The sequence below is a fragment of the Candidatus Blastococcus massiliensis AP3 genome (assembly GCF_000582785.1).
Classification (GTDB): domain Bacteria; phylum Actinomycetota; class Actinomycetes; order Mycobacteriales; family Geodermatophilaceae; genus Blastococcus; species Blastococcus massiliensis.
This window is the reverse complement of record NZ_HG931173.1, coordinates 1,058,557-1,079,698: the sequence shown is the minus strand read 5'-3', so window position 1 is coordinate 1,079,698 and position 21,142 is coordinate 1,058,557. Positions and strand designations below refer to the sequence as shown.

General features: G+C 73.1%; 26 protein-coding genes. 13 read left to right on the top strand and 13 right to left on the bottom strand.

The window, feature by feature from the left end; genetic code table 11:
- Window positions 1–77 precede the first annotated feature (77 nt).
- The 3 genes from BN344_RS05330 to BN344_RS05320 are packed head-to-tail and all read right to left on the bottom strand — an operon-like array spanning window position 78 to window position 3,570.
- On the bottom strand, window positions 78–899 hold the full coding sequence (locus BN344_RS05330) for a succinate dehydrogenase/fumarate reductase iron-sulfur subunit (protein ID WP_231486509.1): 822 nt from the start codon (window positions 897–899) through the stop codon (window positions 78–80).
- Window positions 896–2,842: a fumarate reductase/succinate dehydrogenase flavoprotein subunit gene (locus BN344_RS05325; protein WP_040337257.1), complete on the bottom strand. Its 1,947-nt coding sequence runs from the start codon at window positions 2,840–2,842 to the stop codon at window positions 896–898. The genes BN344_RS05330 and BN344_RS05325 overlap by 4 nt, the downstream gene beginning before the upstream one ends.
- Before the next feature lie 26 nt (window positions 2,843–2,868).
- The gene (locus tag BN344_RS05320; protein WP_081788373.1) at window positions 2,869–3,570 is read right to left on the bottom strand and encodes a succinate dehydrogenase cytochrome b subunit; all 702 of its coding nucleotides are present in this window, start codon (window positions 3,568–3,570) and stop codon (window positions 2,869–2,871) included.
- 134 nt (window positions 3,571–3,704) lie between these two features.
- On the opposite strand from BN344_RS05320, the gene BN344_RS05315 reads away from it, so the two are divergent.
- The 3 genes from BN344_RS05315 (at window position 3,705) to BN344_RS05305 (ending at window position 6,653) form a co-directional block, all read left to right on the top strand.
- Complete coding sequence (locus BN344_RS05315) at window positions 3,705–4,313, top strand: sulfite oxidase-like oxidoreductase (protein WP_040337256.1); 609 nt, start codon at window positions 3,705–3,707, stop codon at window positions 4,311–4,313.
- Between the two features lie 64 nt (window positions 4,314–4,377).
- Entirely contained in the window at window positions 4,378–5,028 is a 651-nt protein-coding gene (locus BN344_RS05310) for an FAD-binding oxidoreductase (protein ID WP_231486508.1), read from the top strand.
- Window positions 5,029–5,066: 38 nt separating this feature from the next.
- Window positions 5,067–6,653: a succinic semialdehyde dehydrogenase gene (locus BN344_RS05305; protein WP_040337254.1), complete on the top strand. Its 1,587-nt coding sequence runs from the start codon at window positions 5,067–5,069 to the stop codon at window positions 6,651–6,653.
- A gap of 10 nt (window positions 6,654–6,663) precedes the next feature.
- Here the strand turns inward: BN344_RS05305 and BN344_RS05300 are convergent, their stop codons facing one another.
- Window positions 6,664–7,470 carry an inositol monophosphatase family protein gene (locus BN344_RS05300; RefSeq protein WP_040337253.1) on the bottom strand — a complete coding sequence of 269 codons (807 nt, stop codon included), beginning with the start codon at window positions 7,468–7,470 and terminating at the stop codon, window positions 6,664–6,666.
- A gap of 129 nt (window positions 7,471–7,599) precedes the next feature.
- Here BN344_RS05300 and BN344_RS05295 point away from each other — a divergent pair, with 129 nt between their 5' ends.
- From BN344_RS05295 to BN344_RS05285, 3 genes are read left to right on the top strand one after another with little or no spacing between them, the layout of a single operon-like run.
- A complete protein-coding gene (locus BN344_RS05295; RefSeq protein ID WP_040337252.1) occupies window positions 7,600–8,424 on the top strand; it encodes a formate/nitrite transporter family protein in 825 nt (274 codons plus the stop codon).
- A gap of 45 nt (window positions 8,425–8,469) precedes the next feature.
- Complete coding sequence (locus tag BN344_RS05290; RefSeq protein ID WP_040337251.1) at window positions 8,470–9,372, top strand: ABC transporter ATP-binding protein; 903 nt, start codon at window positions 8,470–8,472, stop codon at window positions 9,370–9,372.
- Window positions 9,369–10,115, top strand: a complete 747-nt coding sequence (locus tag BN344_RS05285) for an ABC transporter permease (protein WP_051515566.1) — start codon at window positions 9,369–9,371, stop codon at window positions 10,113–10,115. Before BN344_RS05290 ends, BN344_RS05285 begins: the two co-directional genes overlap by 4 nt.
- 103 nt (window positions 10,116–10,218) lie before the next feature.
- Here BN344_RS05285 and BN344_RS05280 read toward each other — a convergent pair whose 3' ends face one another.
- Window positions 10,219–10,764, bottom strand: coding sequence for a DUF1990 family protein (locus BN344_RS05280; protein WP_081788372.1), 546 nt, complete (start codon window positions 10,762–10,764; stop codon window positions 10,219–10,221).
- Window positions 10,765–10,810: 46 nt separating this feature from the next.
- On the opposite strand from BN344_RS05280, the gene BN344_RS05275 reads away from it, so the two are divergent.
- Window positions 10,811–11,656: a HipA family kinase gene (locus BN344_RS05275; protein WP_040337250.1), complete on the top strand. Its 846-nt coding sequence runs from the start codon at window positions 10,811–10,813 to the stop codon at window positions 11,654–11,656.
- Window positions 11,653–12,048 (top strand): DUF3037 domain-containing protein, encoded by a 396-nt coding sequence (locus BN344_RS05270; protein ID WP_040337249.1) that lies wholly within the window; start codon window positions 11,653–11,655, stop codon window positions 12,046–12,048. The genes BN344_RS05275 and BN344_RS05270 overlap by 4 nt, the downstream gene beginning before the upstream one ends.
- A 60-nt stretch (window positions 12,049–12,108) precedes the next feature.
- Here the strand turns inward: BN344_RS05270 and BN344_RS05265 are convergent, their stop codons facing one another.
- From BN344_RS05265 to BN344_RS05240, 7 genes are all read right to left on the bottom strand, one after another.
- On the bottom strand, window positions 12,109–12,408 hold the full coding sequence (locus BN344_RS05265) for a 4a-hydroxytetrahydrobiopterin dehydratase (RefSeq protein WP_040337248.1): 300 nt from the start codon (window positions 12,406–12,408) through the stop codon (window positions 12,109–12,111).
- Window positions 12,409–12,434: 26 nt separating this feature from the next.
- The gene (locus BN344_RS05260) at window positions 12,435–13,145 is read right to left on the bottom strand and encodes a phosphoadenylyl-sulfate reductase (protein ID WP_040337247.1); all 711 of its coding nucleotides are present in this window, start codon (window positions 13,143–13,145) and stop codon (window positions 12,435–12,437) included.
- On the bottom strand, window positions 13,142–13,315 hold the full coding sequence (locus tag BN344_RS05255; protein WP_197022287.1) for a hypothetical protein: 174 nt from the start codon (window positions 13,313–13,315) through the stop codon (window positions 13,142–13,144). Before BN344_RS05255 ends, BN344_RS05260 begins: the two co-directional genes overlap by 4 nt.
- 10 nt (window positions 13,316–13,325) lie before the next feature.
- Window positions 13,326–14,999 carry a nitrite/sulfite reductase gene (locus tag BN344_RS05250; RefSeq protein ID WP_040337246.1) on the bottom strand — a complete coding sequence of 558 codons (1,674 nt, stop codon included), beginning with the start codon at window positions 14,997–14,999 and terminating at the stop codon, window positions 13,326–13,328.
- Between the two features lie 105 nt (window positions 15,000–15,104).
- Window positions 15,105–15,191: a putative leader peptide gene (locus BN344_RS21160; protein WP_414625670.1), complete on the bottom strand. Its 87-nt coding sequence runs from the start codon at window positions 15,189–15,191 to the stop codon at window positions 15,105–15,107.
- A 60-nt stretch (window positions 15,192–15,251) separates the two neighbouring features.
- Window positions 15,252–15,782, bottom strand: a complete 531-nt coding sequence (gene cysC, locus BN344_RS05245; RefSeq protein WP_081788371.1) for an adenylyl-sulfate kinase — start codon at window positions 15,780–15,782, stop codon at window positions 15,252–15,254.
- A 31-nt stretch (window positions 15,783–15,813) separates the two neighbouring features.
- On the bottom strand, window positions 15,814–16,296 hold the full coding sequence (locus tag BN344_RS05240; protein WP_414625666.1) for an RrF2 family transcriptional regulator: 483 nt from the start codon (window positions 16,294–16,296) through the stop codon (window positions 15,814–15,816).
- A 6-nt stretch (window positions 16,297–16,302) separates the two neighbouring features.
- Between BN344_RS05240 and BN344_RS05235 the strand changes: the two genes are divergently transcribed.
- Together BN344_RS05235 and BN344_RS05230 are read left to right on the top strand one after the other, a co-directional pair.
- The gene (locus tag BN344_RS05235) at window positions 16,303–17,082 is read left to right on the top strand and encodes a (deoxy)nucleoside triphosphate pyrophosphohydrolase (RefSeq protein WP_231486506.1); all 780 of its coding nucleotides are present in this window, start codon (window positions 16,303–16,305) and stop codon (window positions 17,080–17,082) included.
- A 110-nt stretch (window positions 17,083–17,192) separates the two neighbouring features.
- Window positions 17,193–18,074, top strand: coding sequence for an endonuclease domain-containing protein (locus tag BN344_RS05230; RefSeq protein WP_040337243.1), 882 nt, complete (start codon window positions 17,193–17,195; stop codon window positions 18,072–18,074).
- 121 nt (window positions 18,075–18,195) lie between these two features.
- On the opposite strand, the gene BN344_RS19435 is transcribed toward BN344_RS05230, so the two are convergent.
- Window positions 18,196–18,366: a CsbD family protein gene (locus BN344_RS19435; RefSeq protein WP_081788370.1), complete on the bottom strand. Its 171-nt coding sequence runs from the start codon at window positions 18,364–18,366 to the stop codon at window positions 18,196–18,198.
- Between the two features lie 173 nt (window positions 18,367–18,539).
- On the opposite strand from BN344_RS19435, the gene BN344_RS05225 reads away from it, so the two are divergent.
- The 3 genes from BN344_RS05225 to BN344_RS20150 form a co-directional block, all read left to right on the top strand.
- Entirely contained in the window at window positions 18,540–19,259 is a 720-nt protein-coding gene (locus BN344_RS05225; protein WP_231486504.1) for an ABC transporter ATP-binding protein, read from the top strand.
- Window positions 19,256–19,942, top strand: coding sequence for an ATP-binding cassette domain-containing protein (locus tag BN344_RS05220; RefSeq protein ID WP_051515564.1), 687 nt, complete (start codon window positions 19,256–19,258; stop codon window positions 19,940–19,942). The genes BN344_RS05225 and BN344_RS05220 overlap by 4 nt, the downstream gene beginning before the upstream one ends.
- Window positions 19,943–19,977: 35 nt before the next feature.
- Window positions 19,978–21,142: hypothetical protein (locus BN344_RS20150; RefSeq protein ID WP_166518188.1), on the top strand; the 1,165-nt coding region annotated here is incomplete at its 3' end.

Sequence of the window (21,142 nt, the reverse complement as noted above, 5' to 3'; positions counted from 1 at the left end):
CGGAGACGGCGGAGGGCGGGGATCCCGGTGTGGGGATCCCCGCCCGTCGCGGTGTCGTCCGGAGGACGACGACGTGCTCAGCTCTTGGGGCGGGCCCCTGCGCGCAGGGCGCCGAGCAGGTCGTGGTTCAGCCGCGAGATGGTCTCCATCGAGATGCCCTTCGGGCACGCGTGGGAGCACTCGCCGATGTTCGTGCAACCACCGAAGCCCTCGAGGTCCTGCTGGTGGACCATGTTGACCACGCGGTCGTTGCGCTCGGGCTGGCCCTGGGGGAGCAGGCCGAGGTGGGTGACCTTGGCGGCCGTGAACAGCATCGAGGACGCGTTCGGGCAGGCGGCCACGCAGGCGCCGCAGCCGATGCAGGTCGCGGCGTCGAAGGCGGCGTCGGAGTCCTTCTTCGGCACCGGCGTCGCGTGCGCCTCGGGTGCGGTCCCGGTCGGGACGGAGATGTACCCACCGGCCTGGATGATCCGGTCGAACGCGCGCCGGTCGACGGCGAGGTCCTTGATCACCGGGAACGGCGAGGCGCGCCACGGCTCGATGTCGATCGAGTCGCCGTCCTTGAACGAGCGCATGTGCAGCTGGCACGTGGTGGTCTGCTGGGGGCCGTGTGCCTCACCGTTGATCATGAGGCCGCACATGCCGCAGATGCCCTCGCGGCAGTCGTGGTCGAAGGCGACCGGGTCGTCGCCCTGCATGATCAGCTGCTCGTTGAGCACGTCGAGCATCTCGAGGAACGACATGTCGGGGGAGATGTCGGTGACCTTGTAGGTCACCATCTTGCCCTTGACCGTCGGCCCCTGCTGGCGCCAGACGCGCAGCGTGAGGTTCATGCCGCGCTTGCCGGCGCCGGGGTCGCCGACGCTGGAGCGCATGGTGCCTTCGTGGGTCGCTGTCACTTGTAGCTCCGCTGGGCGAGGTGGACGTACTCGTAGTCGAGGTCTTCGCGGTGGAGCACCGGGGGCTGGCCCTCCGGCGTCCACTCCCAGGCAGCGACGTAGGCGAAGTTCTCGTCGTCGCGCAGCGCCTCGCCCTCGGGGGTCTGGCTCTCCGCCCGGAAGTGCCCGCCGCAGCTCTCGCGGCGGTGCAGGGCGTCGATGCACATGAGCTCGGCGAGCTCGATGAAGTCGGCGACCCGGCCGGCGTGCTCCAGCGTCTGGTTGAACGAGTGCCAGTCGCCGGTGACCTTGACGTTGGTCCAGAACTCCTGGCGGATCTCCTGGATCCGCTCGACTGCCTTGCGCAGGCCCTCGTCCGTGCGCTCCATCCCGCACAGGTCCCACATCAGCTGGCCGACCTCGCGGTGGAAGGACGCCGGGGTGCGGGTGCCGTTGATGCTGAGCAGCTTCTGCACCTGCGACTGGACACCCTGCATCGCCTCGACGGCAGCGGGGTGCGACTCGTCGACGGCCGGGAACGGCCCGTCGGCCAGGTAGTCGCTGATCGTCGAGGGGAGCACGAAGTACCCGTCGGCCAGGCCCTGCATGAGGGCGCTGGCGCCCAGGCGGTTCGCGCCGTGGTCGGAGAAGTTGGCCTCACCGATCACGAACATCCCCGGGATCGTCGACTGCAGGTCGTAGTCGACCCACAGGCCACCCATCGTGTAGTGCACCGCGGGGTAGATGCGCATCGGGACCGCGTAGGGGTCCTCGCCCGTGATCTGGGCGTACATGTCGAAGAGGTTGCCGTACTTCGCCTCGACCGCCGGCCGGCCGAGCCGCTCGATGGCCTCGGCGAAGTCCAGGTAGACGCCCAGCCCGCCGGGGCCGACGCCGCGGCCCTCGTCGCACACGTTCTTGGCCTGGCGGGACGCGATGTCGCGGGGGACCAGGTTGCCGAACGAGGGGTAGAGCCGCTCGAGGTAGTAGTCGCGCTCGGACTCGGGGATGTCGCGGGGGTCGCGGTCGTCGCCGCGCTCCTTGGGCACCCACACCCGGCCGTCGTTGCGCAGCGACTCCGACATCAGGGTCAGCTTCGACTGGTAGTCGCCCTTGACCGGGATGCAGGTCGGGTGGATCTGCGTGTAGCAGGGGTTGGCGAAGTACGCGCCCCGCTTGTGCGCCCGCCAGATCGCCGTGGTGTTGGAGCCCTTGGCGTTCGTGGAGAGGTAGAAGACGTTGCTGTAGCCACCGCTGGCGATGACGACGGCGTCGGCGAAGTGGGTGCTGATCTCACCGGTGACGAGGTCGCGGGCGACGATGCCGCGGGCCCGGCCGTCGACGACGATCAGGTCGAGCATCTCGGTGCGGGCGTTCTGCTCGACGGTGCCGGCCGCGATCTGCCGCTCGAGGGCCTGGTAGGCGCCGTAGAGCAGCTGCTGGCCCGTCTGACCACGGGCGTAGAAGGTGCGCGACACCTGGGTGCCACCGAACGAGCGGTTGTCGAGCAGGCCGCCGTACTCGCGGGCGAAGGGCACGCCCTGGGCCACGCACTGGTCGATGATGTTGACGCTGACCTCGGCGAGGCGGTGCACGTTGTTCTCGCGCGAGCGGAAGTCGCCGCCCTTGACCGTGTCGTAGAACAGCCGGTGCACGCTGTCGCCGTCGTTGCGGTAGTTCTTGGCGGCGTTGATGCCGCCCTGCGCGGCGACGCTGTGCGCCCGGCGCGGGCTGTCCTGGTACCAGAAGGACTTCACCTGGTAGCCGGCCTCGCCGAGCGTCGCGGCGGCGGAGCCGCCGGCGAGGCCGGTGCCGACGACGATGACCGTCATCTTCCGGCGGTTGGCCGGGTTGACCAGGCGGCCGCGGAACTTGCGCTCGCTCCAGCGCTCCCCGATCGGGACGTCGGAGGGCGCCTTGGTGTCGGCGATCGGGTCGCCTTCGGTGAAGAGGTCGAGAGGCATGCCTGGGTCTCCTAGGCGGAAGAGTCTTAGTCGATCAGACCGAAGAGGACGGAGAAGGGCACGAGCAGGAAGCCCAGGGTGAGCAGCGTGGCGATGCCGGTGGCCGCGTAGTTCACCGTCACCTCGCGACGGCGGTTGCTCTGCCCGAGGGTCTGGGTGGCGCTCCAGATGCCGTGCCGGAGGTGCATGCCGACCAGGATCACCGCGATCGCGTAGAAGGCGGTGGACACCGGGTTGGAGAAGCTCGCGACCAGGCGGTCGTACGGCTCCGCGTCGCCCTGGCTGTTGACGGTGCCGAAGGTGAGGTCGAGCAGGTGCCAGATGACGAAGGCGGCGATGATCACGCCACCCCAGCGCATGGTCCGCGAGGCGTAGCTCTGCGCGGCGCTCTTCTTGGTGACGTACCGCTCGGGGCGGGCCCGCCGGGCCTGGCGCCACAGCGAGACGGCCGCCCAGATGTGCGCCAGCACGGCGACGAGCAGGATGATCCGGATCAGCCAGAGCGTGGTGGCGCCCGGCAGGGCCGGGTTGCCGATCGTCCGCAGCCACTCCGAGTAGTGGTTGAACTCCTCGGCGCCCGAGAACGCCTTGAGGTTTCCGATCATGTGCGCGATCAGATACAGCACCAGGATGATGCCGCTGACCGCCATGACGACCTTCTTGAAGACCGAACTCGTCTTCGCCGCCTTGGGAGTTCTGCGCTGAACGCCGTCCGTCACCGTGACCACGGCGACAAAACTAGGACGTTCCAGGTCCGGTGACCATGTCAACGCGCGGTGACCCCTCTCTCGTAAGGCTTGCCTTACCGGCCGACCGGGTCGTTGACTGACGGGTGGCCCGCAGCCGAGAAAAGAGGAAAGCCATGCCTGGACCCACCCGGGGCTTTCTCGGCCGACGTCGCGACCGCGACCCCCGGTTGCCCCCCGGCCAGTACGACGCGGGTTCCGACTGGCCGGTGCTCACCGCCGAGCCGACCCCGCGGATCACCCCGGAGACGTGGTCGATCACCGTCGACGGCGCCGTGGAGAGCCCGACCACCTGGGACTGGGACGAGGCGCACGCGCTGCCCCGGTCGGAGTACCGCGGCGACATCCACTGCGTGACGACCTGGTCGAAGTTCGGCACCTGGTTCGCCGGCGTCAGCGTCGACACGCTGCTCGAAGCCGCCCGGCCGACGGCCGAGGCGCGGTTCGTCATGGCGACGTCGAAGACCGGCTACACGACCAACCTCCCGCTCGAGCACGTCACCGGCGGGCAGGCCTGGATCGTCTGGGAGTACGACGGGAAGCCGTTGCCGATCGAGCACGGCGGTCCGGTCCGGCTGCTCGTGCCGCACCTGTACTTCTGGAAGAGCGCCAAGTGGATCACCCGGCTCACGCTGCTGAAGCGCGACCAGCCCGGGTTCTGGGAGCAGAACGGCTACCACGACCTCGGCGACCCCTGGCGCCAGCAGCGCTACCAGGGTGATTAGCCCGCTGTCCGGTGCCGGCCGCGCGGCGCCGGCCGGGGGATGGCGGACCGCGACGGTGGCGGGCGTGCGGCGCCCGGTGCAGCGCTCGGTGCAGTTGCGCCTCGACGTCCACGACCGGGTCGACCACCTGCCCGGGCAGCACTACGTCGTCCGGCTGACCGCCGAGGACGGCTACACCGCCCAGCGCTCCTACTCCGTGGCCTCCGCGCCGGCCGACCCGCTCGTGGAGCTGTTCGTCGAGCGGCTCGACGACGGCGAGGTGTCGATCCACCTGGCCGATGTCGTGGAGCCCGGCGACGAGCTGGAGCTGCGGGGGCCGATCGGCGGCTGGTTCGTCTGGGACGGCGAGTCGCCGGCCCTGCTGGTCGCCGGCGGGTCCGGTGTCGTCCCGTTCGTGTCGATGCTGCGGCACGCCCGCGCCACCGGACGGGAGGACCTGCTGCGGATCGCGGTCTCCGCCCGCACCCTCGCCGGCCTGCCGTACGCCGACGAGCTGGTCGCCGCGGGCGCGCTGATCGCGCTCACCCGCGAGGCATACGGCATCCGGCCGGCCGGACGGCTGCACGCCGAGGAGCTCCTCCCGCTGTGGGAGCCCGACCAGACGGTGTACGTCTGCGGGTCGGCGCCGTTCGCGGAGGCGGCGACCCAGCTGCTGCTGGCGTCGGGACGCCCGGCGTCGTCCATCCGGGTGGAGCGCTTCGGCCCCAGCGCCTGACCTGCGTGGACGCCCGGCGACCCGGGTAGGGCCCCGGCATGTCGACCGCCGAGCTCGCCCCGACGGGCACCACCACCCCCGGCCCCCTGGACCCCGCCCTCGCCGGCCGCCTCGCGGCGCTGGTCACCGCGGCCCCCGGACGCCCCCGCCAGGCGTCGCACGCGCCTGTCGACGGGGCGGTGATCGGGGAGGTGCCGACCTGCACCGCCGAGGACGTCGCCGAGGCGCAGCGCAGGGCGCGGGCGGCCCAGGCCGAGTGGGCGGCCCGCCCGCTGGCCGAGCGCTGCGCGGTGATGCTCCGCTACCACGACCTGGTGCTCGAGCGGCAGGAGCAGATCCTCGACGTCACCCAGGCCGAGACCGGCAAGAACCGGGTCAGCGCCTTCGAGGAGCTGGCCGACGTCGCCATGACCGCGCGGTACTACGCGAACACCGCGGCGAAGCATCTGCGCCCGACGCGCCGCCAGGGTGCGCTGCCGGTGCTGACCCGCACCGTCGAGCACCACCACCCCAAGGGCCTGGTCGGGGTCATCAGCCCGTGGAACTACCCGCTGACCCTGGCGGTGTCCGACGCGATCCCGGCGCTGCTGGCCGGCAACGGCGTCGTCCTCAAGCCCGACGCCCAGACGCCGTTCACCGCCCTGATCGCCGTCGAGCTCCTGTTCGAGGCCGGCCTGCCGCGAGACCTCTTCCAGGTGGTGACCGGTGCCGGGAAGGTGCTCGGGGCGCCGCTGATCGAGGGCGTCGAGTACCTGATGTTCACCGGCTCCACCGCGACCGGACGGATCGTCGCCGAGCAGTGCGCCCGCCGGCTGATCGGCTTCTCGGCCGAGCTGGGCGGCAAGAACCCGATGGTCGTCCTGGCAGACGCCGATCTGGACAAGGCGGTCGAGGGCGCCATCCGCGCCTGCTTCTCCAACTCCGGCCAGCTGTGCATCAGCATCGAGCGGATGTACGTCGAGGACGCGGTCTACGACCGGTTCGTGCCCGCCTTCGCCGAGCGCGTGCAGGCGATGAGGCTGGCTGCGGGGACCACGTGGGACGCCGAGATGGGATCCCTCGTCAGCCAGGACCAGTTCGACGCGGTGCGCGCGCACGTCGACGACGCCGTCGCCAAGGGGGCGCGGGTCCTGGCCGGCGGGAAGCCCCGCCCCGACCTCGGGCCGCTGTTCTACGAGCCGACGGTGCTCGAGGGCGTCACCGAGGAGATGGACCTCTGCCGCGACGAGACGTTCGGCCCGGTGGTCGCCGTGACGCGGGTCCGCGACGCCGACGAGGCGGTCGAGCGGGCCAACGACACGGAGTACGGCCTCAACGCCAGCATCTGGTCGAGTCCGCGGCGGGGCGCCGAGCTCGCCACCCGGATCCGGTCGGGAACGGTGAACGTCAACGAGGCCTACGCCGCGGCCTGGGCCTCCCACGACGCCCCCATGGGCGGCATGAAGGACTCCGGCGTCGGCCGGCGGCACGGGGCCGAGGGGATCCTCAAGTACACCGAGTCGCAGACCGTCGCGGTGCAGCGCGGGCTGCCGATCGGGCCGATGCCCGGCCTGCCCCTGGAGAAGTACGCCTCGGTGATGACCGCCGGTCTGAAGCTGCTGAAGCGGACGCCGTTCCTGAAGTGATCCGCGGTCGTCAGGCGGTCGGGTCCCGGCGCAGCGCGGCGAAGTCGCGGCCGTGGGGGAGCCCGGCGACGAGTTCCAGCAGGGCGTCGTGCAGCCGCCCGTTGGTGGCCAGCACGGTGCCGTCGCCGAGCAGGACGGGGCGCCCGGACAGGTCGGTGACCCGCCCGCCCGCCTCGCCGACGAGCAGGGGCAGGACGGCGAGGTCCTCGTAGCCCATCGGCTGGCCGGCGATGACGAGCGCGTCGGCCAGCCCGGTGGCGAGGTCCACGTCGCCCTTGGTCCACGGCTGCAGGTACAGCTCGCGGTGCAGCGTGAGCAGCAGCTCCTCCGACCAGGCCAGCGGGTTGAGCATCTCCACCACGGCGCCGCGCAGCCGCTCGTGGTCGTTGACGTGCACCTGCCGCAGCGGTCGGCCGGCCAGCGAGTGCCAGCAGCCCAGCCCCCGGCCGGCGTAGAGCACCTCGTCGCTCATGGGGTAGCCGGCGACGGCGACCGCCGGCCCCTCGGCGTCCTCCACGGCCAGCAGCACGTTGAACGTCGGCACCCGCTGGGCGAACAGGCTGGTGCCGTTGATCGGGTCGAGCACCCAGCGCCGGCGGTCGGTCCCCGCACAGGGTTCGGACTCCTTCCCGAGCACGGCATCGTCGGGGTAGCGGGCGGAGATCCGGGTGCGCAGCAGCCGCTCCACCTCCACCTCGACCGGTGTCGTCGCGCCGGCGGCGCCGGTCCGCGGCATGGCCTCGGCGAACCGCCGGGCCGCCAGCCCCCCGGCCTCCTCGACCAGCTCCACGGCGTACTCGAGCAGGTCGCGGTCCACGGTCGCCGATCTTGCTGGTCCGCGTGGCCGGGGGCGACCCGAGGTGTGGGGCCGAGCCCGCTCCGGGTAGGGCCGCGCGAGCACGCGCCGCCCGGATCCCGGTCCCGGTGTCCGACCTGGAGGAGAACCGTGGACGAGCAGGACGAGAAGCGTGCCGACCTGGGCGATACCGACGCGCCGGCCGAGGACGAGGTGGCCCAGGCGTTCGAGAAGATCGTCAGCGAGGGCGCCCAGCGCCTGCACCGCCGGTGGCGCGAGGTGCTGGCGACGGGGCTCGCCGGCGGGCTGGACATCGCCGTCGGCGTGCTGGCCCTGCTCGCCGTCCTCGAGGCGACGGGCAGCGAACTGCTGGCGGGGCTGGCCTTCAGCGTCGGCTTCATCGCGCTGATGCTCGGGCGCAGCGAGCTGTTCACCGAGGGGTTCCTGGTCCCGGTGACGGCGGTGTTCGCCGGCCGGGCGAGCAGCGCTCAGCTGGCCAAGCTGTGGGCCGGGACGCTGGTGGCGAACCTGGTCGGCGGCTGGCTGGTCATGTGGGTGGTCGTGCAGGGGTTCCCCGACCTGACCGGCGCCGCCGTCGAGTCCGCGGCCCGTTTCGTCGAGGCGCCCCTGGACCTGCGGTCGGTCTGCCTGGCCTTCCTGGCGGGCAGCGTGATCACGCTGATGACCCGCATGCAGCACGGCGCGGACTCAGAGACCGGGAAGCTCGCCGCCTCCGTCATCGGCGGCTTCCTGCTCGCCGGTCTGGTGTTGTTCCACTCGGTCCTGGACTCGCTGCTGATCTTCGGTGCCCTGCACGCGGGCGCCCCGTTCGGCTACGCGGACTGGCTGGCCTGGTTCTGGTACACGGTGCTGCTCAACATGGCGGGCGGGTTGTTCGTCGTCACCCTGATCCGTCTCGTCCGCAGCAAGGAGCTCATCGAGCGCGAACGGGAGACCGTCCGCCGGGAGGGGTAGCGCGTCCCTCTTCCACCGGGGCGCCGCGCTGGCCATGCTGGCCCGGTGATCGAGCTCGACGGCCTGACCAAGGAGTACCGCTCCCGGGTCGCCGTCGACGACCTGACCGCGACCGTCCACCCGGGCCGGGTCACGGGCTTCCTCGGGCCGAACGGCTCGGGCAAGACCACCACGCTGCGCTGCGTGCTCGGGCTCACCCGCCCCACCTCGGGGACGACGCGGGTGCTCGGCCGCCCCTACCGCGAGCTGGCCCACCCCATGCGCCGGGTGGGAGCCCTCATCGATCCCCGGGCACGGCACCCGGGACGGACGGCGCACGCCCATCTGCTGGCCCTGGCGCAGAGCAACCGGCTGCCCGCGCACCGGGTGGACGACGTCATCGAGCTCGTCGGCCTGGGCAGCGTGGCGCATGACCGGGTACGGGGCTTCTCGCTCGGCATGGGTCAGCGATTGGGCATCGCGGCCGCGCTGCTCGGGGACCCCGACGTCCTGCTGCTCGACGAGCCGGTGAACGGCCTGGACCCCGAGGGCATCCGGTGGGTGCGGGAGCTGCTCCGCGACCTCGCCGACGAGGGGCGCACCGTGCTCGTCTCCAGCCACCTCATGAGCGAGATGGAGGACACCGCCGACCACCTCGTCGTCCTCGGGCGGGGGCGGCTGCTGGCCGACCTCCCGATGGCGGACCTGCTGGGCGCGCACTCGGCCGTCCGGGTGCGCAGCCCGCAGGCGCCGGTGCTGGCGGCCGCTCTGCAGCGGGCCGGCGCCACCATCGAGCTGCAGATCGACGGGTCCCTGCGGGTGGAGGGCCTCGACGCCGAGCAGGTGGGTGACGTCGCGTTCCTGTCCGGCGTCCGCGTGCACGAGCTCAGCCGCGTCACGGCGTCGCTGGAGGCGGCCTACCTGGCGCTGACCGGCGACGAGGTCGAGTACCGGGCGGCGGTGCCGTGAGCGGCGTCCCGTTCTCGGCGGTGCTGCGCAGCGAGTGGACCAAGCTCTGGTCGGTCCGCTCGACCTGGTGGGCGACGGCGGTCTTCGTGCTCGTGGTGGGAGCGGTCGGGGCGCTGGCCGCCGCCGGGACCGACACGGAGGAGCGCCCCGAGGTCGCGGTGCAGACGGCGCTGGTCGGGTTCGCCTTCGGGCAGCTCGTCCTGCTCGTGGTGGGGGTGCTGGCCGTCAGCGCCGAGTTCGCGTCGGGCAGTGCGGTGGCCACGCTCACCGCCGTCCCACGGCGCACCCGCCTGCTGCTGGCCAAGACGGCCGTCGTCGTCACCTACTGCGTCCTTCTCGGCGCGGTGCTGGCCGCGCCCTGCTTCCTCGCCGCCCGCACGCTCACCGCGGTGCCCGGCGGTGTCCCGCCGACCGACCACGAGGTGCTGCGCACGCTCGGCCTCCAGGTCGCCGCCACGGCGCTGGTGGGCGTGCTCGGGGTGGCGCTGGGCGCGGTGCTGCGCTCCACCGCCGGGGCGGTCGGGGTGGGGGCGGCGCTGGTGTTCGCGCTGCCACCGGTGCTCGCGCTGTCCGGACCGTCGTGGGCCGAGCGGCTCTCGCAGGCGCTGCCCATGCTGCGGGTGGGCCAGGACGCCTTCTTCGCGGTGCCCACGACCTGGCAGGTGGGCACTGGCGTCGTCGCGGCCTGGGCGGTGGGTGCCTGGGTCCTCGGCGTCGTCCTCTTCGAGCGGCGGGACGTCTAGTGGACGACGCGCCATGGGGAGCGGTCGCCCTCGGGCTGCTGTTCGGAGCGGCGCTCATCGGCGTCGGCCTGAGGGGCGCCGTCGACTGGCTGAGCCGGTTGATCTAGGCGCGCGCGGCCGTGCGGATCGCGCTGACGTAGCGCGCCGTGGCCAGCCGCTGCAGCACCATGCTCAGCGGCCCGGCGAGCCGGGCGGCGGGGGAGGCCAGCCGGAAGAACACCCGGATCTCGTACACCACCTCGCCGGCCGGGGTCAGCCGCACGACGAAGCGCTCCTCACCGCTCTCCGGGTGGCCGGGCAGCGTGCCGTAGGCGAAACCGCGCTCGTCGCCGTCGGTGGCCGCCCACACCACGCGGCAGGGGATGTCGTAGCCGAGCCGGGGGAGGCCCGCGGTGAGGACGACAACGGTGCCGGGGCGTCCGGCCGGACCGTCCGCGCGCACCCGCAGGCCGGCGCCCCGCTGCTGACCCCAGTCGAGGACGGCGGTCGCGGCGCGCTCGAAGTCCGCCCGTCCCGAGCCGACGACGGCGGTGTGCGTGGCGTGGTGGTAGCCGGCGGGCAGCTCCGCCGCGCCGGTGCCGCCGACCTCGTCGTAGGTGAACGGGGCATCGACGAGGTCGGCAGGTGTCAGCGTGCGGAGGAGGCCCACGTCATGCAGTCTCGCCGACCCGCGCGCCGGTAGGGTCCCCGGCACTGTGCTCGCCTCCGTCACCGCCACCCGCTACGTCACCCCGCTGCGCGAGGGTGGCTCGCTGCCGGGGCTGATGGAGGCCGACGACCTGGGCACCTACGTCGTCAAGTGGCGGGCGGCGGGGCAGGGCGTGAACGTCCTGGTCGCCGAGGTGGTCTGCGGGGAGCTGGCGCGGGCACTGGGCCTGCCGGTGCCGACGCTGGTGACCGTCGACGTCGCCCCGGAGCTCGCCGTGGGGGAGCCGGACGTCGAGGTGCAGGACCTGTTGCAGCGCTCCGCCGGGCTCAATCTCGGCCTGGACTACCTGCCCGGGGCGCTGGACTTCGAGGCCGGTGCCGACGGGGTGGACGGCGGGCCGGCCGGCCGGGTGCTGTGGTTCGACGCGCTGGTCGGCAACGTCGACCGCTCGTGGCGGAACCCGAACATGCTCTTCTGGCACGGCGAGCTGCAGCTGATCGACCACGGCGCCGCGCTGACGTTCCACCACCACTGGCCGGGCGCAGGAGCCGCCGTGACGCGGCCCTACGACGCGTCGACGCACGCGCTGATCGAGTGCGCGCCCGACGTACCGGCCGCCGACACCGCGCTGGCCCCGCTGGTCACCCGCGAGCTGCTGATGGGCGTGCTGGCGCTGGTGCCCGACGAGTGGCTGGAAAGCGAGCCGCCCGGGGACCTGCGCGGCCGGTACGCCGACCAGCTGCTCGCGCGGCTGGACGCCCGGGACGCCTGGCTGCCCGGGCTGGTGGCCGCCGCGGAGGCCGGTGGAGCGGGCCGCCGGCGGGCGCCGCGGGGCGAGAACCGCCCCTCCTGGCTGGGGCCTCCGCCGCCGGAAGGGGTCACCCAACGATGAGCCGAGACACCTTCGAGTACGCGGTGCTGCGGGTGGTGCCGCGCGTCGAGCGCGGGGAGTTCCTCAACGCCGGCGTCCTCGTCTACTGCCGGCAGCGGGACTACCTGGGGTCGCGGGTGCAGCTGGACCCCGAACGACTGCGCGCCCTGGACCCCACGGCCGACGCCGCCGCGATCGAGCGCGCCCTGCAGGCCGCGGCCGACGTGTGCGCCGCCGACCCGGGTGCGGGCGCGGCCGGGCGGGAGGCGCTCGGATCGCGGTTCCGCTGGCTGACCGCACCCCGCAGCACGGTCATCCAGCCGGGGCCGGTGCACACCGGGCTCACCGAGGACCCCGACGCCGAGGCCGACCGGCTGTTCCGCCTGCTCGTCCTGCCCGTCACCGGCGTGTAGTCCACCGGGTCCGGACTTCCGGCGCCGGAAGTCCGCCGGGGCCGGGGGGCGGTTCGTGCACTAGACGCCGTCGGGGAGCAGGGGGTCGATGCGGCGGGCGAGCTCGAGGTCGAGCTCGCTCACCCCGCCGGCGGAGTGGCTGACCAGCGTCAGGTGCAGGGTGCGCCAGCGCAGGTCGACGTCGGGGTGGTGGTCCATCTCCTCGGCGACGTCGGCGATCGCCACGATCGCGGCGACGGCGTCCCGGAAGCTCGGCAGTTCGACGGTGCGCCGCAGCCCGTCGGCGTCGCCGGACCACCGGGGCAGACCGGTCAGCGCATCGGCGACGGCGTCGGGGGAGAGGCGGGGAGGTCGCGGCATGTGCCGATCCTCCCGACGGTCCTCTTTCAGGTGTGCAGGCCGCACTCGGTCTTGGTGGAGCCCGCCCAGCGGCCGGCGCGGGGATCCTCACCGGGTGCGACCGGCCGGGTGCAGGGCGCGCAGCCGATCGAGCCGTAGCCGAGCTCGAACAGCGGGTTCACCGGGATCTGGTGCTCGGCGACGTAGGCGTCGACGACGTCCTGGGTCCAGGCGGCCATCGGGTTGACCTTCACCATGCCGCGCTTGGCGTCCCAGTCGACCAGCTTCGTGTCCGCACGGGTCGGGGACTCGTCGCGGCGCACCCCGGACCCCCACGCGGCGAACCCGGCGAGCGCCTCGGCCAGCGGCTTCACCTTGCGCAGCTCGCAGCAGAGGTCGGGATCGCGGTCGTGCAGCTCCGCGCCGAACGAGAGGTCCTGCTCCCCTACGGTCTGGGGCGGGGTGACGTTGAGCAGCGTGATCGGCAGGACGCCGCTGATCCAGTCGCGGGTGCCGATCGTCTCCGCGAAGTGGTAGCCGGTGTCGAGGAAGATCACGTTGACGCCGGGGATCGCGCGGCTCGCCAGGTGCGAGAGCAGCCCGTCGGCCATGGACGACGTGATCGCGAACCGCTCGCCGAAGGTGTCGCCGGCCCAGCTCAGCACGGCGAGGGCCTGCTCGACGGGGTCGGCGATGCCGCTGAAGCGGGCGTCGGCCTCGGCGGCCAGTTCCGGCGAGGCGCCGATGGCGATCGTCACTGCTGCACCCCCGTTGCGATCAGGCGGACCGAGAACGCCCGCAGGCAGGCGCTGCAGCGCCAGCCCGAATTCGACTCACCCTCGTACGGGGTCAGGTCCTCGTCCCCGCAGTACGGGCAGTGGAACACCGGCAGCTGCCGGGTCCTTCCCGCGCCCGCCTCCTCGCTCACAGGAGCACCGTCACAGCAACCAGGCCTCCTCGGCCCGGGAGACGTAGTGGGCGAAGGACTCGCCCGGGGTCCGGTGCTCCAGGAAGCCGCGCAGCACCCGCTCGCAGTAGTCGGCGGTCTCGGCCTTGGTCACCTTGTGCCCGCGGAACTTGCGGCCGAAGGTCGCCTCGACGCCGAGGTGGCCGCCCAGGTGCACCTGGAAGCCCTCGACCATCTCGCCGTTGTCGTCCTTGACCATCGAGCCCTTGAACCCGATGTCGGCGGTCTGGAAGCGAGCGCAGCTGTTCGGGCAGCCGTTGACGTTGATGCCGATCGGGGTGTCGAACTCGGGCAGTCGCTTCTCCAGCTCCGCGTACAGGTCCTGCGCGTGCTGCTTGGTCTCGACGATCGCGAGCTTGCAGAACTCCAGGCCGGTGCAGGCCATGGTGCCGCGGCGGAAGGCGCTGGGCCGCACCTGCAGGTCGTGGGCGGCCAGCGCCTCGACCAGGGCCTCGACCCGGTCGTCCGGGACGTCGAGGATGACCAGCTTCTGCTGCGTCGTCGTCCGGATGCGGCCCTGGCCGTACTCGTCGGCGAGGTCGGCGATCGTGCTGAGCAGGGAGCCGCTGATCCGGCCGGTGCGCAGCGCGAACCCGACGGCGTTGTTGCCGTCCTTCTGCCGGCTGACGCCGACGTGGTCGCGCTGGTCGTGCTTGGCCGGGGCGGGGGCCGGGCCGTCGGGCAGCGGTGCGTGCAGGTACTCGTCCTGCAGCACCTGGCGGAACTTCTCCGGGCCCCAGTCGGCCATGAGGAACTTGATGCGGGCGCGGTTGCGCTGCCGGCGGTAGCCATAGTCGCGGAAGACCGCCGTCGTGGCGGCCCAGACCTCGGTGACCTGGTCGGGGCGGACGAAGACGCCGAGCCGCTCGGCGAACCGCGGGTTGGTCGACAGGCCGCCGCCGACCCACAGGTCGTAGCCGGCCTCGCCGTCCTCGTTGACGACGCCGACGAACGAGACGTCGTCGATCTCGGGCTCGGTGCAGTGGTCCACGCAGCCGGACATCGAGGTCTTCCACTTGCGCGGCAGGTTGCTGAAGACGGGGTTGCCGACGTACGTGGCGACGGTCTCGGCGATGACGTCGGTGGCGTCGAGGACCTCGTCCTCGAGGATCCCGGCGAGGGGGCACCCGAGCATGACGCGCGGGACGTCGCCGCAGGCCTCCATCGAGCTCAGGCCGACGGATTCGAGGCGGCGCCAGATCTCGGGCACGTCCTCGATGCGGATCCAGTGGTACTGCACGTTCTGCCGGTCGGTGACGTCGGCGACGTCCCGCCCGAACTCGGTGCTGATCCCGCCGATGACCCGCAGCCCGTCGCTGGTCAGCTGCCCACCGTCGATACGGACGCGCATCATGAAGTAGGAGTCCTCGAGCTCCTCGGGCTCCAGCACGGCGGTCTTGCCGCCGGGGATGCCCTGGGCGCGCTGGGTGTAGAGGCCCATCCAGCGCATCCGGCCGCGCAGGTCACCGGGGTCGATGCCGTCGAAGCCGGTCTTCGAGTAGATGTCGAGGATGCGCTGCTGCACCTCGAGGCCGTCGGAGTCCTTCTTCATCCGCTCGTTGGGGTTGAGCGGCTCCCGGTAGCCCAGAGCCCACTGGCCCTCGCCGCGCTTGGGGCGGTTGCTCGTGCGGGTGGGGGTCGTCACGTCTCGGTACTTCTTCCTGCGCCTTGCACCCGGCACGGCAGCCTGCCGCGGTCGGGAGGGCGCTGCCGGTTCGATGCGCAGGGGTGCTGCGCGGGGGGACCTGGGTCAGCGCGAGGCGTGACAGGTGGCGCTGGAGACGCGCGCGAGATCGATGTGCAGGCGCGCGACGAGGAGTACGCCGCGACCAGTCACGGCGTCGATGGTGCCACAATCGCCCGACGTCGTGGCGTGGAGCGGCTCACACCGCCGTCGTCAGGCCATCGCGGCGCGGATGCGGGCGACCGACTCGGCCAGCGGCGTGACCGAGGTGTCGATGACCAGCTCGGGGGCGACCGGGGGCTCGTAGGGGTCGCTGACACCGGTGAACTCCGGGATCTCGCCCGCGCGCGCCTTGGCGTAGAGGCCCTTGACGTCCCGCTGCTCGCAGACCGCGAGCGGGGTGGACAGGTGCACCAGCACGAACCGCCCGTGGGCCTCGACCAGCTTCCGTGCCTGCTCGCGGGCCTCCTCATAGGGCGCGATCGCGGCGACGACGACGGTGCCGCCGTGCTTGACCACCTCGCCGGCGACCCAGCCGATCCGGCGGATGTTGAGGTCGCGGTGCTCCTTGGCGAAGCTCAGCTCGCTGGACAGGTGCGTGCGGACGACGTCGCCGTCCAGCACCGTCACCGGGCGCCCCTCGGACTCCAGCTGGTCGACCAGCGCATCGGCGATCGTGGACTTGCCGGCGCCGGACAGGCCGGTGAGGAAGACGGTGACGCCGGGACGCGGTGCTGCGGACATGGCCGCCAGTGTCGCGCACCGGCTCCCGCGGTCAGTCGCCGGAGGCGTTGCCGAACGAGCGCCAGGCCTCGTCGATGGCCACCAGTTCGGCCGCGTGCGCGGGCAGCCGGCCACTGACGACGTCGGCGACGGTGACCCCCTCCAGCACCCGCCGGTACGCCTCCCGCGCGGCGACCCAGACCTGCGCCAGGTCGGCGGCCGCGCCGGGGTAGCGCACGTCCTCGGGGCGCTGGCCGTGCACCTCGGCGAGGAACCCCTGCTCGATGCGCATGACCCGGGCGATGGAGATCTCCGACGCCGGCAGGGCCAACCGGTAGCCGCCGTCCCGGCCGCGCTGACTGGTCACGAGCCGGGCCCGCTGCAGGTCGGTGAGGATCGCCTGCAGGAACCGGCTGGGGATGCCCTGGGCGGTGGCGATGGCGTCGGCCGTCATCGAGTCCGGCGCCGCGGCGGCGAGTTCGACGACGGCTCGGACGGCGTAGTCGACCCGGGCATTGATGCGCACGACTGCCATCCTGCCGTGGCGTGGAACAGTGGCCGGGTGTTGCGGCTGCGTTTCACCACGTTGGTGGAGGCGCCGCTGACCGTGGCGTTCGACGTCGCCCGCGTCCTGGGCCGGCCCTGGCCGACACCGCTGCGGGAAGTCGAGTCGGTGCGCCCGCACTCCGACGTCCACACGCACGGGGGCCCGGGCGGACGGCGCACGCTGACCCACACCCGCCGGTTCACCGCCACCGCGGACGGCACGCGGATCGACGAGGAGATCGTCGGGGGAAGCGGTCTGCCGGGGGTCCTGGGCGTGCTGGCCGACCGGGCCATGCGCCGGAGGATCGTCCCGGCGATGCAGGCGCACCTGGACGCGTTCGCCGCCGCGGCGGCGGCTCGTGGTCGCGCCGTCGTCCGGGTGGTGGGAGCCGCGCTGGTCGAGGGGGACCGGGTGCTGGTGGCACAGCGCTCCGGTGGGCCCTACGACGGGTGCTGGGAGTTCCCCGGCGGGAAGGTCGAGCCCGGCGAGTCCGACCTGGCCGCGCTGGTGCGCGAGTGCACCGAGGAGCTCGGCGTGCCGATCGTGCCGCAGGAGTTCCTGGGCGAGGTCGTGCTCGACGGTCGGGTCGGGGGCGGCGAACCGGGTGCGTCGACGATGCGGGTGTGGTCGGCGCGCGTCGCGTCGGGGACCCCCGTCGCGCACGAGCACGCGGCGCTGCGCTGGGTCGGGCTCGACGAGCTCGAGGACCTCGACTGGATAGCCGCCGACCGCCCCCTCCTCCCCGCCGTCCGCGCCCTCCTCACGTCCACCTGACGGACTTTCGGCGCCGAAAGTCCGGGACGACCGAGGGACTTTCGGCGCCGAAAGGCCTCGGCCTGTGGACGACGCCCGCACGACAGGACGACGTCCCCGAGGGTGGCCGCATGTCTCCTGTGCAGCGACTGCACGGCGTCTTCCTCGGTTCGCACGCGGTGTCCGAGGGCGCCGTGACCACGAAGCAGCTCAAGTCCGGCCTCTACCGGCGCCTGATGCGGAACGTCTACGCCGATCCGGGACTCTCGGTCGACCACGCGTTGCTGGCGCGGGCGGCAGCACTCCTCATGCCCGCCGACGGGGTTCTGGGCGGGAGATCCGCCGCCCCGTGGTTCGGTGCGAACTTCGCGTCGGCCGCTGATCCCGTGGTCGTGCTCGTCCCGCCCGACTCGACGTGGCGGGGGCCGCGAGGAGTCCGCGCGCACCGCACGGCGCTCCGGTCCTGCGAGGTGATGACGACCGAAGACGGGTTGCGGTTGACGGCTCCACTGCGCACTGCATGGGAAGTGGCGACCCTCGAACCGCTCCCTGCCGCAGTGGCGATGCTCGACGGCATGGTCCGAGCCGGCCGGCTGGACCTCGACGCATGTCGCCGCGACCTGGCCACAGCCCACGGCCGGTGGCGCCGCGCGCGGGTGGAGAAGGTCCTGCCGCTCGTCGACGGGCGCAGTGAGAGCCCACCGGAATCCTGGGTGCGCGTGGCCTGTGCGCGAGCCGGGCTGCCGGACCCCGTGCCGCAGTTCGTCGTCCTCGAGGACGGCACCTTCCTGGGCCGGGTGGACCTGGCCTGGCCCGAGCACCGGCTGATCGTCGAGTACGAGGGGGCGCACCACTTCGAGGAGCTGCAGATCCGGCGCGACGATCGTCGGTACGAACGGCTCGTGGCAGCGGGCTGGCGCGTGATCCGCCTGAGCGCAGCGGATCTCAGGGACATGGACGCCGTCGTACGGCGGATCCGCACGGCGCTGAGGCCGCTGGAACCGACGGGATGAGGACTTTCGGCGCCGAAAGTCCAGGACGACCGACGGACTTTCGGCGCCGAAAGTCCCGGAACATGGCGCAGGGGCCGCACCCGGGTGAGTGCGGCCCCTGCGGTCCCTGACGTGCAGGCGGTTACTTGAAGGCGTCCTTCACCTTCTCGCCGGCCTGCTTCAGGTTGCTCTTGGACTGGTCCTTCTGGCCCGCGGCCTGGAGGTCCTTGTCGTCGGTCGCGTTGCCCAGCGCTTCCTTGGCCTTGCCGCCGAGCTCTTCCATCTTGTTGTTGGTCTTGTCCTCGCCGCTCATGTGAGCTCCTTTCGTCCCCCAGGGCCCTACCCAGAGACGGCGGAACGACACACCTGGGCACCGGGAGCTCCGCCGCTGCACCGCGAAACGGCTGGTCGGAACTAGGGTCTCCGCTCAGCAACGGCGGGGGTCCGGCTGTGCGCGCCGCCGGTCCGGGGTAGGAGAGTGGTCGGTTGGAGCCCAGGAGCGCCCCGCCGTCCCCGCACGCGGAGGACACGCCCGACGGCATGGCCGCGCGGTGCACCGACGTGGTGAAGACCTACCGCACGGCCACGGAGCCGGTGACCGCCCTGGACCGGGTCACCCTCGGCATCCCCCGGGCCCGGGTGACCGTCGTCGTCGGGCCCTCGGGAGCGGGCAAGTCCTCGTTGCTGCGGCTGCTCGGCTGCATCGACCGGCCCGATTCCGGATCGGTGCACGTCGGCGGGCAGCGCGTCGACGAGCTGCGCGCCCGCGGCCGGCGGCGGCTGCGCAGGCGCCAGGTCTCCTACCTCTTCCAGCGGCCCGGGGACAACCTGCTGCCCTACCTGGGAGCCATAGAGCAGGTCCGGCTGGCCGCGGCCATGCGCGGCGCGACGGTCGACGGCGACGAGGTCCAGGACCTGCTGGGCCGGCTGGGTCTCGGGCACCGCGGCGCGCACCGCCCCGCCGAGCTCTCCGGCGGGGAGCAGCAGCGCCTCGCCGTGGCCTGCAGCGTGGTCGGCTCGCCGACGCTGGTGGTCGCCGACGAACCCACCGCCGAGCTCGACACCGCCGCGGCCGAGCGGGTGCTCGCGGCGATGTCGGACCTGGCCGCCTCGGGGGTCGCCTTCGTCGTCTCCTCCCACGACCCGCGCGTCATGGCCGTCGCCGACGGGACGGTGCACCTGGACCACGGCCGGGTCGTGCCGTGACCGGGACGACGGACGGCCGGCCCGGTTTCGTCTCCTGGGGGCTGGTCCGCACGTTCACCCGGGGGTCGGAGATCGTCCCCGCACTGGCCGGTGCGGACCTCGCCGTCGCCGGTGGGGAGGTGGTGGCGCTCGCAGGGCCGTCGGGCTCGGGCAAGAGCACGCTCCTGGCGGTGCTGTGCGGCTGGGACACCGCCGACTCCGGCACGCTGACCTACACCGGCCCGCTCTCCGGGCGGCCGCCCGCTGACCTCGACTGGCCCGAGCTCGCGCTCGTGCCGCAGGCACTGGGGCTGGTCGCCGACCTGTCGCTGGCCGACAACGTGCTGCTGCCCGCCCGACTGGCCGGGGACCTCGCCGGCGCGGAGCCCCGCGGGCGGCAGCTGCTGGAGGAGCTCGGGCTCGTTCGCATCGCCGAGCGCTATCCGCACCAGACCTCCCTCGGTGAGCAGCAGCGCGCCGCCGTCGCCCGCGCGCTGGTGCTGGAACCCGCCGTCCTCCTCGCCGACGAGCCCACCGCCCATCAGGACCGCGGGCACGCCGACGCGCTGCTGGACGCGATCGCGGCACAGGCCGGCCGCGGCTCGGCGGTGCTGCTGGCCACCCACGACGAGCAGGCCTGGCACCGGGCCGACCGCGTCCTGTCGATGCGCGACGGACGGCTCGGCGGGGAGGTGCCGGTGTGAGGCCGTGGCGGTTGGCCCCGTGGCGTCGCGCTCCGTTGCTGGCCCTGAGTTCGCCGGTCACCGTCCTGGCCGTCCTGGTGACGACGGCGGTGCTGGCCTGCGCGCTGGCCTCGGCCCCGCTGCTGCTCTCCTCGGCCCGCTCCGCCGCGCTGCAGGCGCAGCTGGCCCCGCAGTGCGCGGAGGCCGCGCAGCCGGCGACCTTCGCCACCCTGGAGTTCGAGCCCGGGACGCCACCGGAGCAGCTGGTCGAGGCGGCGGACAGGACCCGGGAGCTCTGGACCGACCGCGGGCGCGACCCCGAGCGGGCGCTGCTCGTGACGAGGTCGGTCGGCCCGGCGGGCAACCCGCAGGCGGCGATGCCCGTCCGCGACACCGCCGGGGCGCCGCTGTCGCAGCCGGCGAACCTGATCTGGCGTCCGGGGATCACCGACCACGTCGAGGTCGTCGACTCCGCCGGCGGAGCCGGAGTGTGGCTGCCCGCCTCCTACGCGGAGGCCGCCGGGGCGATCGTCGGGGACGGGATCATCGTCGCCGGGGTGACCGTCCCGGTCGCCGGCGTCTACACCGATCTCTTCGACACCGACGCGGGCCCGTACTGGTGCGCCTACGGCGAGCTCTACCTCAACGCGGCCTCGGCGAACGTCCCCCCGCCGGCTCTGTTGCTGGCCACCGACCAGGTGACGCTGACCGCGATCAGCAGCGCCGCGGGCCAGCTGCGGGTCATCGAGACGGTGCCCACCCGGCCCAGTGAGTTCTCCGTCGAGGAGGCGCGGGGTCTGGTGGCCGAGCAGCGGGAAGCGGCCGGCGAACTCGCCGACGACGAAGCGTCGACGCTGATCCCCTTGGGCTGGAACGGCCGGCTGGACCAGGCGGTGGAGCGGGCCGAGCTGATCGAGGCGGGCCTGCGCGGTCCGGTGCTGGCCGTCGCTGCCGCCGCCGGGGTGCTGGCCCTCCTGCTCGCGGCCGCGGCCGGAGGGTTCTGGGCCGACCGGCGCAGCGCGGAGGTGCGCCTCCTGGCCGCCCGCGGCGCCGGACCGGGCGCGCTGGCCGGCAAGGCGGCCCTCGAGCTGCTCCTGCCGGGCGTGCTCGGGGCAGCGGCCGGATGGCTGGTGGCCCGGGTGCTCGTCGGCGCCCTCGGCCCGGCCGACGACCTGGACCGCACGGCCACGGTCATCGCGGCACTCGCCGGGGGCGGGCCTT

What these genes read in the sequence shown, in the direction of transcription:
- BN344_RS19435 (WP_081788370.1), bottom strand. Translation starts at nt 18,366, where the DNA reads ATGAGCGGCGAGGACAAGACCAACAACAAGATGGAAGAGCTCGGCGGC.
- BN344_RS05325 (WP_040337257.1), bottom strand. Translation starts at nt 2,842, where the DNA reads ATGCCTCTCGACCTCTTCACCGAAGGCGACCCGATCGCCGACACCAAG.
- cysC (WP_081788371.1), bottom strand. Translation starts at nt 15,782, where the DNA reads ATGTCCGCAGCACCGCGTCCCGGCGTCACCGTCTTCCTCACCGGCCTG.
- BN344_RS05270 (WP_040337249.1), top strand. Translation starts at nt 11,653, where the DNA reads ATGAGCCGAGACACCTTCGAGTACGCGGTGCTGCGGGTGGTGCCGCGC.
- BN344_RS05230 (WP_040337243.1), top strand. Translation starts at nt 17,193, where the DNA reads ATGTCTCCTGTGCAGCGACTGCACGGCGTCTTCCTCGGTTCGCACGCG.
- BN344_RS05240 (WP_414625666.1), bottom strand. Translation starts at nt 16,296, where the DNA reads ATGGCAGTCGTGCGCATCAATGCCCGGGTCGACTACGCCGTCCGAGCC.
- BN344_RS05315 (WP_040337256.1), top strand. Translation starts at nt 3,705, where the DNA reads ATGCCTGGACCCACCCGGGGCTTTCTCGGCCGACGTCGCGACCGCGAC.
- BN344_RS05305 (WP_040337254.1), top strand. Translation starts at nt 5,067, where the DNA reads ATGTCGACCGCCGAGCTCGCCCCGACGGGCACCACCACCCCCGGCCCC.
- BN344_RS05265 (WP_040337248.1), bottom strand. Translation starts at nt 12,408, where the DNA reads ATGCCGCGACCTCCCCGCCTCTCCCCCGACGCCGTCGCCGATGCGCTG.